The 17216-nt window shown below is 74.0% G+C and carries 15 protein-coding genes; 6 read left to right on the forward strand and 9 right to left on the reverse strand.

The features are described from left to right. Positions 1 to 306 precede the first annotated feature (306 nt). Genes DFQ13_RS20190 through DFQ13_RS20205 form a run of 4 tightly spaced genes read right to left on the reverse strand, consistent with a single transcriptional unit; the run spans position 307 to position 6147 of the window. A complete protein-coding gene (locus tag DFQ13_RS20190; RefSeq protein ID WP_146241298.1) occupies positions 307 to 1338 on the reverse strand; it encodes an NlpC/P60 family protein in 1032 nt (343 codons plus the stop codon). 8 nt (positions 1339 to 1346) lie between these two features. Continuing rightward, positions 1347 to 1832, reverse strand: coding sequence for a poly-gamma-glutamate biosynthesis protein PgsC/CapC (locus DFQ13_RS20195; protein WP_035284348.1), 486 nt, complete (start codon positions 1830 to 1832; stop codon positions 1347 to 1349). Beyond that, entirely contained in the window at positions 1829 to 3790 is a 1962-nt protein-coding gene (pgsB, locus tag DFQ13_RS35130) for a poly-gamma-glutamate synthase PgsB (RefSeq protein ID WP_110080918.1), read from the reverse strand. Before pgsB ends, DFQ13_RS20195 begins: the two co-directional genes overlap by 4 nt. Beyond that, a complete protein-coding gene (locus DFQ13_RS20205; RefSeq protein WP_181400071.1) occupies positions 3790 to 6147 on the reverse strand; it encodes a HAMP domain-containing protein in 2358 nt (785 codons plus the stop codon). The genes pgsB and DFQ13_RS20205 overlap by 1 nt, the downstream gene beginning before the upstream one ends. A gap of 194 nt (positions 6148 to 6341) precedes the next feature. Here DFQ13_RS20205 and DFQ13_RS20210 point away from each other — a divergent pair, with 194 nt between their 5' ends. Beyond that, the gene (locus tag DFQ13_RS20210) at positions 6342 to 7205 is read left to right on the forward strand and encodes a hypothetical protein (RefSeq protein WP_181400072.1); all 864 of its coding nucleotides are present in this window, start codon (positions 6342 to 6344) and stop codon (positions 7203 to 7205) included. Between the two features lie 113 nt (positions 7206 to 7318). On the opposite strand, the gene DFQ13_RS20215 is transcribed toward DFQ13_RS20210, so the two are convergent. Beyond that, entirely contained in the window at positions 7319 to 8041 is a 723-nt protein-coding gene (locus DFQ13_RS20215; RefSeq protein ID WP_233438497.1) for a PaaX family transcriptional regulator C-terminal domain-containing protein, read from the reverse strand. A gap of 54 nt (positions 8042 to 8095) precedes the next feature. Between DFQ13_RS20215 and DFQ13_RS20220 the strand changes: the two genes are divergently transcribed. The 3 genes from DFQ13_RS20220 to DFQ13_RS20230 all read left to right on the forward strand — a co-directional run bounded on the left by DFQ13_RS20220 (position 8096) and on the right by DFQ13_RS20230 (position 10808). Further along, the gene (locus tag DFQ13_RS20220) at positions 8096 to 9757 is read left to right on the forward strand and encodes an acyl-CoA dehydrogenase family protein (RefSeq protein ID WP_110080922.1); all 1662 of its coding nucleotides are present in this window, start codon (positions 8096 to 8098) and stop codon (positions 9755 to 9757) included. A 78-nt stretch (positions 9758 to 9835) separates the two neighbouring features. After that, a complete protein-coding gene (locus tag DFQ13_RS20225) occupies positions 9836 to 10417 on the forward strand; it encodes a CGNR zinc finger domain-containing protein (RefSeq protein WP_110080923.1) in 582 nt (193 codons plus the stop codon). A 4-nt stretch (positions 10418 to 10421) separates the two neighbouring features. After that, a complete protein-coding gene (locus tag DFQ13_RS20230) occupies positions 10422 to 10808 on the forward strand; it encodes an SRPBCC domain-containing protein (RefSeq protein WP_110080924.1) in 387 nt (128 codons plus the stop codon). Positions 10809 to 10844: 36 nt separating this feature from the next. On the opposite strand, the gene DFQ13_RS20235 is transcribed toward DFQ13_RS20230, so the two are convergent. Then, entirely contained in the window at positions 10845 to 12065 is a 1221-nt protein-coding gene (locus DFQ13_RS20235) for a hypothetical protein (RefSeq protein ID WP_110080925.1), read from the reverse strand. Between the two features lie 364 nt (positions 12066 to 12429). Between DFQ13_RS20235 and DFQ13_RS20240 the strand changes: the two genes are divergently transcribed. Continuing rightward, positions 12430 to 13656 carry a lipase family protein gene (locus tag DFQ13_RS20240; protein WP_233438498.1) on the forward strand — a complete coding sequence of 409 codons (1227 nt, stop codon included), beginning with the start codon at positions 12430 to 12432 and terminating at the stop codon, positions 13654 to 13656. 157 nt (positions 13657 to 13813) lie between these two features. Here DFQ13_RS20240 and DFQ13_RS20245 read toward each other — a convergent pair whose 3' ends face one another. Together DFQ13_RS20245 and DFQ13_RS20250 are read right to left on the reverse strand one after the other, a co-directional pair. Further along, positions 13814 to 14752 (reverse strand): helix-turn-helix domain-containing protein, encoded by a 939-nt coding sequence (locus DFQ13_RS20245; RefSeq protein WP_110080927.1) that lies wholly within the window; start codon positions 14750 to 14752, stop codon positions 13814 to 13816. A 116-nt stretch (positions 14753 to 14868) separates the two neighbouring features. Then, positions 14869 to 16074 (reverse strand): S1 family peptidase, encoded by a 1206-nt coding sequence (locus DFQ13_RS20250; protein ID WP_110080928.1) that lies wholly within the window; start codon positions 16072 to 16074, stop codon positions 14869 to 14871. A 485-nt stretch (positions 16075 to 16559) separates the two neighbouring features. Between DFQ13_RS20250 and DFQ13_RS20255 the strand changes: the two genes are divergently transcribed. Further along, the gene (locus DFQ13_RS20255) at positions 16560 to 16883 is read left to right on the forward strand and encodes a hypothetical protein (RefSeq protein ID WP_146241299.1); all 324 of its coding nucleotides are present in this window, start codon (positions 16560 to 16562) and stop codon (positions 16881 to 16883) included. An 8-nt stretch (positions 16884 to 16891) separates the two neighbouring features. On the opposite strand, the gene DFQ13_RS33990 is transcribed toward DFQ13_RS20255, so the two are convergent. Continuing rightward, entirely contained in the window at positions 16892 to 17032 is a 141-nt protein-coding gene (locus DFQ13_RS33990) for a hypothetical protein (protein WP_181400073.1), read from the reverse strand. Between the last annotated feature and the right edge of the window lie 184 nt (positions 17033 to 17216).

Below are 17216 nucleotides of genomic sequence, written 5' to 3' on the forward strand. Positions count from 1 at the left end.
CACCTGCAGGCTCGCCGATCCGGCGGCGGGTGCGGTTGAGCCCGGGGAGCAATCCCGGAAGCCCATGTCGTAGGTGTCGGTGTTCTTGTCGTGGCGGGTGGTGGTGAACCGGTGGGAATTCTCCTCCTGCTTGTCCGGGTTGGCCTGGTCGGGCTCGTCCGCGCCGGAGAACTCCTCCTCGTCGTCCTTGCCGTAGGCGGTGCACCCGCGGGTGGACTCGGTGTTGCCGAGCCGCCCCACCACCGTTCCGAGATCATCCTCGCCCGCATCGTCCCCCACCTCCGATGAAGATCCGCAGCACACGGTCTAGATGCGGCGTGCCGCTCGCCAGGCCAGGGAGTAGTGGCCGCCGTCGTCGAGTAGTGAGGTGCCGCCCAGGTCGCCCATGGTCGGGCCGTTGGCGCGTTCGCGGCTGGAGATGAACCGGTGGTGGCCGGTGTTGTCCACGCCCAGGTAGACGGCGGCGTGGTCGAGTGTGGCCTCGTCGTCCTCCACCTCGAAGAAGACCAGGTCGCCTGGTTGGAGGGCGGTGTAGGCGGCGGCTCGGCGGTGTTCGTTGGGCACGACCAGGACGCCGGGGCCGGAGTCGGCGATGGCGTAGGCGCGGCGGGGGAGGCCGGGGCCGGGCTTGTTGCCCGGGAGCAGTGGGTAGCCCAGTCGGTAGCCGTAGACGAGCCGGACGAACCCCGAGCAGTCGACCGCGCGCAGGCGCTCGGGGTCCGGTGTGCCGGTGGTGCGGTCGGCGAAGGTGTGCCGGACACCGAGGTAGTCGTAGAAGTCGGAGCGCTCCAGGCGGCCGGCGCCGGAGGCCGCGACCGGGCCGAAGGACGCGTCGCCGCGGTAGCGCACCCCGTCGGCGTCGGCCTCGTTCGGGGCGCCGTCGAGGTACTGGGTGGCCACCGCCAGCACATCCGGCTCGGCGGAGCCGCGGTGCTGGTCGAACCAGGGGGTGAACCAGGGTTCGGTTTCCGCGTTCGGCGACCACGGTCGGGGCAGCAGGCGCACCCAGGCGGTGGTGGTGACGGTGGCGGTGGTGAACCTCGGCTCGGCCAGCGTGCGCGAGGGCCCGGTCAGCACGGCCGTGCGGGCGCCGTCGGTGAAGGTGGCGAGGGTGGTGCCCGCGGCGTCGCGCACCACCGTTCGCGCGGGCTCGGCGAGTCGTTCGAACCGAGGTGCCCCACCGCCCGGTGGGGCCGCGCCGGGCTGGGCCGCGCCGGGCTGGGCGGTGATCGGCGGGAACGCGGCAACGCCCCGCCCGTCCCCGCGGTCCTGCGCCACGAAGAGCACCACCCCGACGCCTGCCAGCAGCACGGCGAGCACAGTCATGAGCACACGCATCGGACCTCCTAGATCGTCGTGGGGATCAACCCGACGAGCACACCGCTGGCGAGCACGCCGTAGCTGGCGAAGCTGACCGTGCCGGTGGCCAACAACGTGATGACCGGCGGTTGCCGCACCAGTTGGTACGCGATCAACCCGGGCACCACGAAGCCGAGCGTCTGGTGGGCGAACAGGAAGGGTGAGTTCTGCTGGATCACCACGATCAGGGTGGTCTGCAACAGGACACCGGTCAGCACGACCGCCGCGAACAGCCGCTTGCCGTAGAGGATCACGAAGCGCTGCAACAGCTTGGTGGCGCCGAAGGTCAGGCCGGTCATCAGCACCACGACCCCCGCGCGCTGGTAGTCCTCCAGCAGGGTCAGCGCCAACCAGCCCGGGGTGATCATGCCGCCCGGGGAGAGGTTGGTGGTGAGGTAGCAGACCAGGGAGAAGAGCAGACCGATGGCCAGACCGAGCGTGGCGATCTCGGGCAGCAGCAGGCTGCCGTTCACGGGGTCCTCCTGGTCTGGTGCGGCCCGGTCGCGGGCGGGCGGGTCGCATTGTGGTCCGAAGTGGACTTCGAGGGGCGGGGTGGGTTCGTGCGCTCGGGTTTCGGGGTGCCCGCGCCGGTGCGCCGGGGGTCCGCCCCTTCGGGCCTGCCCGCTTCGGGGCGCCGAGCGGCGGGGCGCGGCGGGGTGGGCTCGGGACCCGGCGACTCGGGCCGCGGCGGTGTCGGGCCGGGCCGCCGGGCCCGCGGCTCGGCTTGATCGCGCGTGGACCGGCCGGGGGGCGGGCGCCGGGGGGTGGCCCCGGGGAGGCCGGCGCGGGTGGGATCGGGTTGCGCGGAGCGGGGTTGTGCCGTGCTGGTGTGCCGGGGTTCGGGCCTGGCGCGGCGGGTGGTCGGACCCGGGTCGGAGTCCGCCGCCGGTCGTGCGGGGCGGGCTCGTGTCGCGCCGGACCGGGTGGGGTCGGACCTGGTCGTCTCGGGGGGTCGGCCGCGGCTGTCGGTTCCGGGGCGCGGGGCGCCGGGGTCGCGGGTGCCCGCCCCGGCGCGCGGGGAACCGGGCGCCGGACTGGGCCTGTTCGCGGGCTGCGCGCCGCCCGGGCGCTCGGGGTCGGGCGACCACGTGCGGGTGGGTGCGGAGTACGGGTGGGCCTGGCTCGGTCGCGTGGGACGCGGGCCGGGTCGGGCGGGCGGGCGCCGGGCGGTGCCGGGGGCGGGGACCGGGGGCATCAGCTCGGTGGGGGGTTCGTCGGGGTCGGGGCGGACCTCGCGGGCGGGGGGTTCTTCCTCGTCGTCCGCGGTGGGGAGGTCGGACAGGACCCCCAGGAGGAGTTCGCCGGAGCCGTGGATGTTGCCCACCGCCACCAGGGAGGCGTGGTCGTCGACCTCGGCGAGGATGCCCGCCAGGACCTCGTCGGCGGGGGCGGTGCCGAGGTCGGTGATGACGTGGTGCCACTCCGGCGGGATCGTCGCCCTGGCGCTGCGGGTGGGCTCGCCGATGAGGACGATGCGCTCCGGGTCCACCCTCGGGACCAGGGCACCCATCTGGCCGTTGCGCTCGACCCGGTCCGGGCGGCAGTTGATCACCAGGTGGATCGGGCGGCGGATCGCCCGCTGGGCCAGCAGCCGCTCGACGTTCATCAGCGTGGACTCGGGGTCGTTGGCGGCGAAGACGTTCGCCACGCGCAGGAGCTTGTCGTCGGCGCGGTGGCGGCTGACCGTGAGGACGCCCGGGTCCGGCGGGGCCGACCACATGCCCTGCAACGCCAGGCGCCGGTTGACCCCGAGCAGTCGGGCGACCTCCAGGGCGATGGCGACGTTCTCCTTGAAGGTGATCCAGCCGAACCCGGACATCTCCTCGTCGGTGACCGACTCGGGGTCGACCGCGATCAGTTCGCAGCCGCGCTTGTCCGCCTCCGCCCGCAGGATCGGCAGGCGCTCGCGCTCGGCGGTGACGCAGACGCCGCCGTGCGGCATCGAGCGGCTCAGCGAGCGGGCGACGTCGTCGAGGGTGGGGCCCATCTCGGCGAGGTGGTCCTCGCGGACGTTGCACAGGACACCGATGGTGGAGCGGATCAGCTTGCGCTGGTTGATCTCCTGCAGGTCCGGCATCACCGCCATGCACTCCACCACCAGCACGTCCGGGTGGTACGCCGACGCGCGGCGGACGATGCCGACCTGCTCGATGACGTTGGCGATGCCGAACTTGCGGTAGACCGGCTCCTCGCTGCCGTCGGGGTGGATGAACCTGGCCGCGGTGCCGGTGGTCTTCGCCGCGGTCACCAGGCCGCCGCCGCGCAGCGCGCCCGCGCACAGGCGGGTGATGGAGCTCTTGCCGCGGATGCCGTTGACCAGCACCCGGTGCGGGATGCGGTCCAGGTTCGCGTCGTGCTTGCGCTGCTCGACCACCCCCGCCACGAGCACCGCCGCACAGCCCAGCGCGAACACCACGTACAGGAACAGCATCAGGTGCTCTGCCCCGACCGGTCGCGCCGCTCGGGCGCGGTTCGCCGCGGGGGTCGCTCGCGGGACTCGGTGCGGGCGCCGTGCGGTGCCCGGTCCGGGCGCCGGGGCGGGTCGGGCTCACCGGCGTGGTCGCGCTGGGGGGCGCGGGGGCGCTGCCGCGGCGGTTCCCGGTGCCCGGGGGCGTCGCCGCGGCCGCGCCGGTCGCGTTCGGCCGGGTGCTGCCCGACCCGGACCGGGGCGACCAGTTCGGTGGCCTCGGTCGCGGCGCCGCGGGGGCGGCGGACCTCGCCGAGCCGCCCCGCTCCCCCGGTCAGGGCCTGGCGGCAGATCTCCAGGCAGGACGCGATGGTGCCGATCTGGTCCTGGTGCTGCGGGTAGACCACGCCGGAGGCGTCCCCACCGGCGATCGCGTCGGCGTGGGCGCCGATCCGGTTGAGCGGGCGGACCAGGACCAGGAAGTGCCAGCCGAACAGGAACAGCGCGGCCAGGGCGCCGATCAGGGCCGCGGTCAGCGCGTTGCGCCGCAGCTCGCTGCCCGCCAGCGCGAGGTCGGCCACCGGCTGGTCGGCCACCACGACCCAGTCCAGCGCGCTGCTGGCACCACCGCTGAGCTTCGTGGAGACCACCAGGCCCGCGCCGCGGACCTCGGCGACCGGGGTCCCCGCGCGAGCGCTCTCGGCGGCCGTGCGCAGCCGGTCGTCCTCGACCCGCTCGAAGGCGACGTAGCCGCCCGTGGCCAGGATGGTGCGGTGCCGGCCGTCGAGCACCCGCACCTCGCCGGGGGCGCGGTCGAGCAGGCCGGTCAGCGCGAGCGTGTCGTACTCGCCGACCAGGCTGCCGCCTCCCGCCACGGGGACGTGGGCGTAGAGGACCGGTACCGGGCCCTCGCGATCCCCCTGCGCCACCCCGGCCTCCGCGGGCACCGGCGCCTGTTCGCGCAGGGGCTCGCGACCGACCACGCCGGACACGGCGCCGCTCGCGTCGACCAGGTACGCGCTGCGGTAGCGGGTCTGGGTGGAGACCAGGTTCTCCAGGGCGGGGCGCAGGGCCGCCGGGTCCTTGCCCGCGCCGAGCAGGGCCACGGCCGCCAGGTCCGCGACCCCGTCGTTGACACCGCGGCGCAGGGTCGTGGTGGCCGCGACGGCGCGGTTGCGCAGGCTGGTCACCACCGCATCGGGCACCTCGGCGGTGCCGGTGGCCACGGTCAGCACCAGCGTCGCCGACCAGCCCAGGACCAGGGCCGCGGCCAGGCCCACCGCGGCAACCGCGGGCAGGCCGGGCCGGGCCCCGGCGACCTTCGGCCCGGTTTCGCGCAGCACCGCCCGGCAGTGCTCGACGGCCACCGCCACCCGCCGCACCTCGCGGGCCCGGGGCAGCGCGACGTCGGTGTCGAGGTCGCCGCCCGCGACCGCCAGCGCGTCGGCGCGCAACCGGTGCACCGGGCGGACCAGGGTGGCGCGGATGAGCAGGAACCCCAGCAGGGCCAGCCCGAGCAGCACGGCGCCGGGGAGCAGCCCCAGGTCCTGCTCGGCGCCCGCGGTGACCGGGGTGCGCACCACCGCGACCACGCCGATGCCCAATTCACCGCCGGTGCCGTCGACGGTGATCGGGGCGTGGGTGACCACGGTCTGCCACCCGGCCACCGGGTCGCCGAGCACGGTGCCCGCCTGCCCGCCCGCGGCCGCGGCGGCGGCCAGGCCGATCAGCTCCGCCGTCGCGCCGTCGGTGGCGGGGGGCGGGGTGCCACGCGTGTCCAGGACGCGGCCGGTGGCGTCGGTGACCAACACCGCGCGGTCGGGGTCGGCGTCCACACCGACGTCGGGCAGCCGGGTGCGGCTGGTGGCGACGAGAATCCGGTTGTCGGCCAGTACGAGCGCGGTGACCAGGGTCAGCCTGCCGCCCGCGTCGGTGGTCGGGAGCACCGCGGCCTGGTCGAGCACGGCGGGCACCAGGTGCACGGGCACGGCTTCGCCGCGCGCGGCCAGCAGCGACCTGGTGGCACCGTCCAGCACGGCCAGCCCGCGCCAGCGGCGGTCGGTGGCCAGCCCGGCGAGCAGGGCCTCCGGCGAGGCCGGGATCGCGGTGGCGGTGCGCAGGTCGGTGGCGTTGCGACTCGCGGAGACGCCCACCGCCCGGCCCGCGCTGAGCGCGAGTTGCTGCTCGGAGTCGACCACCGCCGCGGGCGCGACGCCGGGGTCGCGCACCTGCAGCAGCACTGTGGTGAGGGCGGCCAGCAACACCAGCAGGACCAGCACGACCGCCGACGGCGTGCCGACCCCGGAGGGGAAGCCGCTTTCCGGTATCTGGTCGGTGAGCGTCCGACCGGGTCGGGGCTGGCGTCGCGCGTCGTCGGCCACCGCAGGTGTTCTCCTCGGCGCCCTTGACCTCGGCGCGTCCCCCAGCGACATCACCCAAGTGGATGAACAGTCATCCGCTGCGTGATAGGAAGCGTCAAAGCTACTGGATTTGTTACACGAATAGACGCGCTGTGATTCAGCTCTCTCACAGATGATTACCCACGGTGAATGGAGCAAAACCTTTGCGAGGCTTGGTGAACGCACTCCCCGCCGCGAGGCGGGCACTGGTCGGACTGGCGGTCGGTGCCCTCGCCTGCACCGCCGCGTGCGCCCCGGAGCCGGGGGGATCATCGGACCTCGCGGCCACGGTCCGTGACTTCGCCCGCACCCGCGAGCCGGACGCCGCGTACCGCCCGCCGGACCCCGGGGAGCGGTCCGGGGTGGCGGGCGCGCTCGGCCTGGCCACCGCCGGGGACACCGGCGCGGCGAGGTCGGCGTTCGCGCCGTTCGGTTTCGACTACCGGGTCGGCACCGACGCGGAGACCGGCCGCCGGTACGGGATGGCGGTGCAGGAGTCCTCGGGCGAGCGGGCGTGGGGGCTCTACGTCATCGACCTCGACACGCCCCCGCGGGTCGTCGTCGAGGTGCCGCACCCGAACTCCGACCTCGACACCGAGGAGGTCGGCCTGGCGCTGTTCCGCGCCCGGCCGGGCGCGGTGCTGGCCGTGGCGGGCACGCACCGGCGCGCGGCGAACGGCGCCGGGGACGTCGCCCACCGGGTGGACTCGATGTTCCACGCCCTGGTCACCGGGCTCGGGCTGCCGCAGGTGCAGGTGCACGGGTTCGACAACGCCAGCCTCCCCGGGACCGACGTCGTGCTGTCGACCGGAGCCGGGGAGGTCACCGAGGAGGCCAGGGAGGTCGCCGACGCGCTCGGCGGGTCGCGGGTCTGCCTGGCGTGGGCGGACCGGTGCGGGAACCTGGAGGGCGGGCGCAACGCGCAGGGCCGGGCGGCGGCCGAGAACGGCACCGTCTTCCTGCACGTCGAGATGAACCGGGCGGTCCGCGACGACCGGGGTCGGTGGGAGCGGGTCGTCGAGGCGCTGTCCGTGCTCTAGATCAGCGGGGGGTGCCGCGGAGTCGTGGGACGTGGCGCCGGGTGATGACGCGGGTGGCGAGCCCCGTGGGTGTCGCCACGGCGTTCCCAGCGGGTGCGGAGCCGGGCGCGGCTTCAGAGAGCGGACCGCAGGGCTGTCAGCTCCGCGCGGTAGTCGCGGTAGGCGGCGCGCAGGTCCGCGGCGGGCCAGGGCCCGGGGAGCAGCGGCGGCGGGAGGACCGGGTCGGCGGCGAGGTGGCGGACGATCGCGGCGGCCGCGGTGAAGCGCTCGCCCGGGGTCGCCGCCCGGCGGTGCAGGTCGTGCAGGGCGGTCGCGGTGGCCGACCACGTGGTGAGGTCCCACAGGGTCGAGGCCAGGGTTGCCGGGTCCGCCTCGGGGCGGGCCCGGAACGCCTGGACCAGGCCGGGCGGGGCGGGGGTGTCCAGGGGCAGGTTGGCCGGGCGCAGCCAGACGCCCTCGCGCAGCTCGGCCAGGCGGCGGTCGGTGAGGGCGGTGCGCAGGGCGGCGCGGTCGGCGGGGCTGCGGCCGGTGGCGGTGACGACGACGCAGTGCCAGTCGCCGTCCCAGGTCGCCGTCTCGGGGTTCAGGGCGGCGTTCTGCCTGCGCTGCCGCTCGACGAGGCGGTCGGAGAGCCGGTGGACGCCGTCGGCGCGGACGAGGTCGCCCGCGCCGACCATGCGGGTCAGGGCCACGCGCAGGGCCGACTCGCCGACGCCGAGGAGCCCGGCCAGGCGGACGAGGTCGCGGCCGGGCAGTTCGGGTGGGTCGGCGCCGAGGAGCAGGCTGAGCACGACCGAGCGGGCGGTCAGCGGGCGCAGGTCGGTCTCGGGTCGCATCGCCGGTGACATTACACCCTTGGCACGGTCGCAGCGGGGACGTAATGTCGGGTCATGACCTCCACGCTGCCCACGCCGACCCAGCACGCGACGCACGCGGTGGAGAACCAGCCGCCGCCGCTGTCGCCCTACGACGCCTCCGACAACCCCGCGCTGCTCGAAGGACTGCGGCGGGAAGGCGCGGGCTGGGCGGAGGAGGACCTGCGCGGGCTGGGCGCGCACGCCGGGTCGCCGGAGGCCCAGGAGTGGGCGGAGCAGGCCGACGTCAACGAGCCCGTGCTGCGCACCCACGACCGCTACGGCCACCGCGTCGACGAGGTCGACTTCCACCCCGCCTGGCACAGCCTGATGCGGGTCGGGGTCGCCGGGGGCACCTTCGGCTCGGCGTGGGCCGACGAGCGGCCGGGCGCGCACGTGGCCAGGTACGCCGCCCTGCAGGTGTGGGGCCACACGGAGGCGGGCCACGGCTGCCCGGCGGCGATGACCTACGCGGCGGTGCCCGCGCTGCGCCACTCCCCCGCGCTGGCCGCGGTCTACGAGCCGGGGCTGACCAGCCGCGTCTACGACCCGGGCCTGCGCGCGCCCGCGGGCAAGCGCGGGCTGCTGGCCGGGATGGGCATGACCGAGAAGCAGGGCGGCTCGGACGTGCGCGCCAACTCCACCACCGCCACCCCCACCGGCGAGGACGGCGTGTTCACCCTGCGCGGGCACAAGTGGTTCACCTCCGCGCCGATGTGCGACGTGTTCCTGATGCTGGCCCAGGCCCCGGGCGGGTTGTCGTGCTTCCTCGTCCCGAGGGTCCTGCCCGACGGCACCCGCAACACCTTCCGCATCCAGCGCCTGAAGGACAAGCTGGGCAACCGCTCCAACGCCTCGTCCGAGCCGGAGTTCGACGGCACCGTGGCCTGGCTGGTCGGGCCGGAGGGGCGCGGCGTCCGGACGATCATCGAGATGGTCAACTGCACCCGGCTGGACTGCGTGGCGGGCTCGTCGACGCTGATGCGCAAGGCCCTGGTCGAGGCCGCGCACCACGCGGCCCACCGCGGCGCCTTCGGGGCCCGGCTCCTCGACCAGCCGCTGATGCGCAACGTCCTCGCCGACCTCGCCCTGGAGTCCGAGGCCGCGACCACGCTGACCATGCGCCTGGCGGGGGCGGCCGACCGGGCCGCGCGCGGCGACGAGGCCGAGCGCGCCTTCCGCCGCATCGGCGTCGCGGTCGGCAAGTACTGGGTGACCAAGCGCGCCCCCGGCTTCACCGCCGAGGCGCTGGAATGCCTGGGCGGCAACGGGTACGTCGAGGAATCCGGCATGCCGCGGCTCTACCGCGAGGCGCCGCTGAACTCCATCTGGGAGGGCTCGGGCAACGTCGCCGCCCTCGACGTCCTGCGCGCCCTGGCCAAGGAGCCCGGGACGGCGCAGGCCCTGTTCACCGAACTGGCGACCACCCGGGGCGCTGACCGGCACCTCGACGACGCCGTGGCCCGCCTCGGCCGCGAACTGTCCGATGTGGACGGAATTCAGGCCAGGGCGCGCCGCGTCGTCGAGCTGATGGCCCTGGCGCTGCAAGCGTCGCTGCTGGTCCGCCACGCGCCCGCCCCCGTCGCCGACGCCTTCTGCGCCACCCGCCTCGGCGGCGACTGGGGCAACGCCTACGGCACCCTGCCCGCGGCCGCCGACGTGACCGCCATCCTCGACCGCGCCGCCGTCGGCCGCTGAGCGGGCGGGGCGCCCAGCCGTCGTGGGCGGACCCCTGGTGACGTGGCCCTGCCGGATGTAACCGGTTATAGTGGTTACATGACCTCGGCCGGGATGGTGCTGCGCTCGCACACGGGCGTGGAGTACCGGTTCGACCCCGGGGCGCTGTGCCTGGAGCTGCTGGTGACCGGCGGACCCGGCCCGTACCGGCGGTACGAGGTGCTGCACGCGCCGGACGACCTGGTTGCTTGGGCGGAGCGCTCCCGGCTGACCCCGACGCCGCGGTTGCGGGTCACCGCCGAGCACGTCGCGGCTGCTCGCCGGTTCCGGGACGCGTTGTTGCGGGTGGTGCACGCGCCCACCCCGGACGGGGCGGACCTGGAGGTCGTGAACGCGGCGGCGCGGCGACCGGCGCTCGCGCCGGTGATCGGGCCGGGCGGGGCGAAGGCGTGGGCGGGCGAACCCGACGGCGAGCAGTTGCTCGCCACGGTCGCCAGGGACGCGGTGGAGCTGCTGACCGGGGCGTTCGCGCACCGGGTCAGGACGTGCTCCGCCGCGGACTGCCAACTGGTCTACGTCGACACGTCCCGGCCGGGGAGCAGGCGGTGGTGCTCGATGGAGCACTGCGGCAACCGGCACAAGGTGCGGGCCGCCCGGGCCCGCCGGACCGAAGGGGGATGAGCACGTGCCCACCGGACTCACCAGGGACGCGGGCTGGCAGATCGGGGTGTCGCGCACCGTGGCGCACCCGCTGCCCGTCGTCTGGGACTTCCTGAGCGGACCGGAGGGGCTGGCGCTGTGGCTGGGCGCGGACCCCGCCCCCGAGCCGGGAGCGCCGTTCCGCACCGCCGACGGGGTGGAGGGCGAGGTGCGCGGCTACCGCGAGCGGGACCGCATCCGCGTCACCCACGGCACGACCACCATCCAGGTGGCCGTGCGCGCGAGCGGGTCCGGTCGGACGATGTTGCGCTTCCACCAGGAGCGGATGGCCGACGGTGACGAGCGCGAGCGGCAGCGCGCGCACTGGTCGTCCGTGCTGGACGCCGTCGCCGCCGCGCTCGACCGCCGCTGAGCGGGCCCACGCCGTCGACGTGGGCCCGCGGCCGCGTCAGGCGTCGTGCCAGACGCCCGCGTTGGTGATGTAGGCGCCGGTGGGCTTGGTCGGGTCGCCGTCCTTGATGACGTTGAAGCGCTTGGTGGCCTCGTCCCACCTGGTGAAGCAGGGGAACACCGGCGACGCGTGCCTGCGGTAGGCCACCACGATCTCGTTGACCGTCTGCGTCGCGCCCGCGCCGAGGATCACGTTGTGCTGCAACGCGTTGGTGCGGCGGACGTCGATGTCGACCTCGTCGGCGATGGTCTCCGCGGCACCCTTGGCCCGCTGGACCCGGCCGGTGACCCCGTAGCGGACGCGCACCGGGGCGGGCGGGCCCTCGCCGTCGTCGACGAGGATCGTGTGCATGTCGCTGCCCTGCGCCAGGCGGACGCGGGTGAGGGCGTTGCGGTAGCCGCGCAGCACCGGCGCGTCCGGCTCCGCCAGGGAGGAGATGGCGTTGAAGACCTGCGCGTCGGTCTCGCTGGGCACCGGCATGAACACCACGACCGCGTCGGCGTAGCCCTTGAGCTGGTCGAAGACGGTGGGCTTGGACCCGTCCAGCAGGGAGGCGCTGAGGTCGTGCAGGCCCAGCGCGTCCTTGTGGTTCGCGCCGGTCCCCGGGTCGTTGAAGTTCGCCGGGTCCATCCGCGCCAGCACGCCCTTCGCCGACCGGTCGAGGGTGATGTTCACCTGCTTGGTGGGGTCGCGGCGGGCGGCCCTGTTGACGATGGAGAACTCGCCGCCGCGCCCGTCCGCGCCGATCTGCCTGGCGGACATGCGGTTGGCGGCGTAGGCACCGGCCCAGGTCTCCCTGGCCTCGGCGGCCTTCAGGTCGGCCCACCACTTCTCGATCTGCGCCTTGCGGGCCTTCCAGGTGGTCCCGGCCCCGCCCAGGGCGACCAGGCCCTGCTGCAGCAGCCGCTGCCCGACGGCCCGCTGCGCGTCGGCGCGCTCCCGCGCCACCCGCTCCCGCTCGGCGACCTTGACCGGGTCCTGCCGGTCCTCGACCTCCTTGCGCAGCTCCGCCTTCCGCTCGGGGGCGAAGTGGAAGGTCTCGACGTCCTTGAGCATGTCCCACACCTCGAGCAGCTCGGGGAGGCTCAGTTCGCTGGTCCACCCCTTGTACTGCGGGACGTACTGCTTCGTCCGCTCGTCGTACTCCTGGAACCCGGTGGACAGGATCTCCAGGAACCGGGGGGACTTGGCGTCCCCGACGGCGGACTTCCAGCTCACCCGTGAAATCTGCACGTGCCCACTCCGATCCGATCGGGCGCACCACCCGTCGAGGGGGGATCGACTTCCGGGAGGCGCCCGTTACGGGGATGGCGCGTAACGGCGACCGGGACGGGACCGCCGAGCGGGCCACGGCCGCGAAGGCCCCCTTGCCGAGACCACCGGCGCAGCCCCGTCCCACTTGCGGAGCGGCGGGGTGCTGTTTAAGCGCAAGCGCTGATTCCTGCCCGTGGAATTGCGCCCATTGGATAGATATTCGATGTTTCAGCGGGGTTGTTCGATTGTCGGTCGCGCTTGTAGATTCATTCGGAACGATACGTTCCGCCAGGTCAGAGGTATCTCAATGAGGAGTCCCGTGAGGCCAGTGTCCCGATTCTTCCGCAGGTCCGAAGGCGGGGCGCGGCGGTGGCCCGTGGTCGCCGCGGTCGTCACCGCGCTCGCCGTCCCCGCGACCGTCGGCGTCTTCACCACCGTGTCCGCCGCGCCGGTCACCAAGGCCGCCGAGGCCCCGCAGGGCCCCATCGGCGACGCGTTCTACACCCCGCCGAACCCGCTGCCGCCGGGCAACAACGGCGACGTGATCTGGTGGCGCGAGATCCCCGGGAAGGCGGGCGCCAAGGCCTACCTGGTCCTGTACCGCTCGGAGTCGGCCACCGGCCAGCCGATCGCGGTCTCCGGCCGGGTGTTCGTGCCCCAGGCGGCGTGGACCGGTTCGGGCCCGCGCCCGATCGTCTCCACCGCCCCGGGCACGCGCGGCATCGGCGACAGCTGCGCGCCGTCGAAGTACCTCGACTACGAGGCCCCCTTCACGGACCCGCTGCTGCAGAAGGGCTACGCGATCGCCACGACCGACTACGAGGGCCTGGGCACCCCGGGCACGCACACCTACGTGGTCGGCCAGTCCGAGGGCCGCTCGGTCATCGACGCCGCCCGCGCCGCGACCCGCCTGTCGGCGACCGGCCTGACCGCCGGCGGCCCGATCGCCTTCGCGGGCTACTCCCAGGGTGGTGGCGGCGCGGCCTGGGCCGGTGAACTCGCCCCGTCCTACGCCCCCGACCTCAACGTCGTGGGCATCGCCGCCGGTGGCACCCCGGCCGACCTCAACGAGGTCGCCAAGTCCCTCGACGGCAGCCTCGGCTTCGGCTTCCTGCTGCTGGCCTCGCTCGGCCTCAACTCCGCCTACCCGGAGCTGGACCTGCCGTCCTACCTCAACGACAAGGGCAAGGAGCTCTACGCGACCAAGCAGGGCGTGTGCGTCGACGCCGTGTTCGGCTACGCGTTCCAGAAGATCTCCGACTACACCACCACCAACCCGCTGAACGTCCCGGAGTGGCAGGCCAAGCTCGCCGAGAACCGGCTCGGCAAGGTCAAGCCCAACGCCCCGGTCTTCCTCTACCACGGCCTCGTCGACGAGATCATCCCGCTCAAGCAGGCCGAGACCCTGCGCAAGGACTACTGCCGGGCGGGCGCCAAGGTCCAGTGGGGCGCGTTCCTCGGCGAGCACGTCACCACCATGGCCTTCGCCGCGGGTGACGTGGAGAAGTTCCTGACCGACCGGTTCGCGGGCAAGGCCCCGAAGAACAACTGCTGACGCACTCCCTGATCGGTCTCCGTGCCCCCGCCTGCCCGCAGGCGGGGGCACGGGCCTTCGCAGGGGGGTGGCGGAGGTGACGACGGCGGTCACGGTTCCGGACGAGCCCGCGGGTCGAGCGGCCGGGAATCGGTGGTGGGGCGCCCGGCCGGCGGGGTCAGGACCACAGCCAGGAGATGCCGTAGACCCCGGGGGCGCACCTGGGCAGGAAGGTGTGCACGGTGTTCGAGGCGTCGGCGGTGAGTCGCCGTCGCTGCCTCGGGGCGGAGGGGACGGTGTCGCGGTGGTAGCTGTGGCAGCGCGCGGGCAACGCCGAGCCCGCGAACCGCACGCGCAGGAGGAAGTCGTGCGCGGGCACGCGGAAGCGGCGCTCGTGCAGGCGGGAGGGGGCCGGGCTCGGGCCGAGCACGGTTTCGTACTCGATGATCGCGGTCTCGTTCCTGGCCAGCGTGCGGCCGAAGTGGATCTCGGCGGCCAGGTACCCGTTCTCGTGGTCGGCGGCCACCTCGCCGAGTCGCCCCGCCCGCACCCGGATGTCGGAGGGCATGACCTCGCCGTCGTCCACGCCGTGGGCGATGAGGAAGCGGTCCTGGCCCTCGGCCACCGCGCGCAGCACCTGGGTGACCGCGATCCGGCGCAGCGAGCGGTCGGCGTCGACGGTGCACAGCTCGGACACGCTCAACGGGGCCACCCCGTCGTTGAAGTGCTCGAACGAATCCCCCAGCACCCGCTGGAAGGGTGAGTCCACGCCGTAGAGGTGGCTCCCGGTGACCCCCGCGGTGGTGGCCCCCCGGCCCCGGGGCCGGGGTGGTTCCAGCAGGTCGAACAGGGTGTCGCGGGGCAGGTTGAGGATGGCCTCGAGTTCGCGCAGCGCGCGCAGCGACTTGGCCCGCTCCGGCCTGCTGCGGCCCTGCTGCCAGTAGCTCAGCGTGGCCAGGCCGACGTCCACGCCGCGGTCGGCCAGCCTGCAGCGGATTCGCTGCAGGGTCAGGTCGCGCCGCTGGATCGCGGCCCGCAGCACCTCGCCGAAGCTCTCCGCGCGAGACGCGGTGTCGGGGTCGGTGGTGGGCCCCTGTGCTGTCGGGAACCGGCTCACGGCGGCGCTCTTTCGTTCGGGGGTCTCCTCCGGACGGGAACGCAGTATCACCCGAAGCGCCGTGGTTGTCACCCCTGAGGGGGAGTGACAACCACGGCGCGTGGGTCTTGTTGTGATCAGCCGACGTTCAGGGTCAGGCCGTAGTACGACAGCGCGTCGCTCAGCGGCTGGAAGTAGGAGGACTTGCCCGCCTGGTTGCCGCCGTTGTAGGTGCACTGCTGCCCGGTCGGGCCACCCGAGGTCATCCCCTGGGCCTGGTTGCCGGAGATGTACGCCCCGCCGCTGTCACCGCCCATGGTGCACACCGAGGAACTGCCCAGCCCCCGGACCACGGTGTTCGGGCCGCCGTTGGGGTCGGTGTAGGTGACGGTGACGTTGTAGCCCTTGATGGTGCCGCAGGTCCAGCCGGACGTGGCGCCGGACTTGCAGATCGAGGAACCCACGGCGGCGCGCTGCCCGCCGCGGACGGCGATGTTGCCCACCGCGCCCCAGGTGCCGACCTGGGTGGCGATGGAGTTGCCGGAGTCGACCTTGGCGATGCCCATGTCGACGCTGTTCGAGCCCAGCGCGTAGCGCGAACTCGTGCCCTTGGCGAACCGGACGCCGTTGAGGTGCAACGTCGGCGCCCCCGCGACGCAGTGCCCGGCGCTGACCAGGTACTGCACGCCGGAGGAGCTGCGCGCGCCGAACCCGACGGAGCAGTACCCGCTGCCGCCGTTGATCGTCATCTTGCTGCCCGGGTAGACGGTGGCCTGGGTCTGCAACGCCCTCCCGCCGTTCTTCACCCGCACCGCCTGCCCGAACCGGGCCGCCTCCGCGAGGAACGCCTTGGCCTGCGGCTTCGCCGCGTCGCCCACCTCGACCTCGACCACGTCGGCGGCCACGTCCACCCCCCACGCCGAGATGCCCTCGGGCACCTGGCGGGTGGCGAACTGGTCGAGCTGCGCCTGGACCCGGTTCAGCGCCGCCTCGCCGCGGGCCGGGGTGCGCGCCGCCAGGCCCGCCGCCCGCACCCGCGCCGCGCTCGCCGGGTCAGCGGTGTTCACCGTCAGGGTGCCACCACCGTCGACGAACGCACCGTCCACCCGCAACCCGCCGCGGGTCAGGTCGGCGAGCCGCTGCCGCTGGGCCGCCTCCCGGTCCAACCTGGACACGGCGGCCCGCTCGTCGACACCCAGGGTGCGCGCCAGCGCGGTCACCATCTCCGGCTGGTACTGCTGCGGTGCGGCACTCGCCGGGGAACCGGCGGACACCAGGGCAGCGGGGACGAGCGCGCACAGCGCGGCGCCTGCGATCAAGGATTTCCGGAAACTGATCGACATAGACCATGCCTCTCCTCACCGAAGTCCACACGCGCAGGGGTGGAGGGGGCGCGGAACTGCCATTTCCGCACCCACTCAGCGTGTGGATCTCCGACGACCGGTGGGACAACCGGTCGATGGGGAAGAACTCTGCTATCGGCCCCGACCCGTGGACAAGGGGTTTCCCGGAAGAATTTTTCACAGAGAGAACGCAAGTCGTTGAACACCGATTCCCACGCCCGCAGAGCGGGGCGACCGCCGAGTCCACCCACGACCCCCGAAGGTCCAATTAGGACGACAAGGACCCTGTCCGTCGCCGGCGGTCGACAACCTGCGCGGAAGGCGCACTCGGCCCGGCACCGAGGACGCGCACTCCACGACATGGCCCGCGCCGCCACCGACGGCAACGCTGCCGCCGAAGCGGATCAGCGCACCCGGGTTGGTGAGCGACCCGCATTCCGCTCCGCATCGGGGTTGCCGTCACTTCCTGCCCGGGAGGCCATCCGATGTCCACGAGTCACGCACGCGCCGTGGTCCGCCAACGCGGCACGGCACTGCTCGCGGTGCCGGCCGCGGTCGCGGCGACGCCGTCGCCGCTCGGGATCGCACCCCAGGCACGTGGCGACCTGACGACCCTCGCGGCCGTCGAACACGACCCGGTGATCATCATCCCGGGAACCCTGGGCTGCACCACCCACCCGGTGATCCTGTGGAACAACGGCGCACGCTCCAAGTTGGACCGCTACCTCCCGCTGCTCAACCACCTCGCCCCACACAACTTCACCATCGCCGCGGAAGGCAACGCGGGCAACGCGGGCCCCATGCCGTAGGGCTTGGATCACGTGACCGCCGGGAACACCCGCGCGGGCAGCCCCCGCAGGGCCAGGTCGACCTGACCGACGTCGGCGCCACCGGCCACTCCTTCGGCGGCGGAGCGGCGATCGACGCGGGCGCCGACCCGCGCGTTGACGCCATCCACCCCTTCGAACGCAACGCCAAAGCCCAGGCCGTCGCGGGGCCCTGACCGGCACACGACAGCGGGGAGCCCGGCACCGACCGGGCTCCCCGCTGTTCCGGGGGGGCGCGGTCCACCAGCGGTGCGCATTCGGAAGCCACCGGGCGATGCCGAAGGAATGGACGGATTCCCCGCGCGCCAGTTGGCG

The organism is Actinokineospora spheciospongiae (assembly GCF_003182415.1).
Classification (GTDB): Bacteria; Actinomycetota; Actinomycetes; order Mycobacteriales; family Pseudonocardiaceae; genus Actinokineospora; species Actinokineospora spheciospongiae.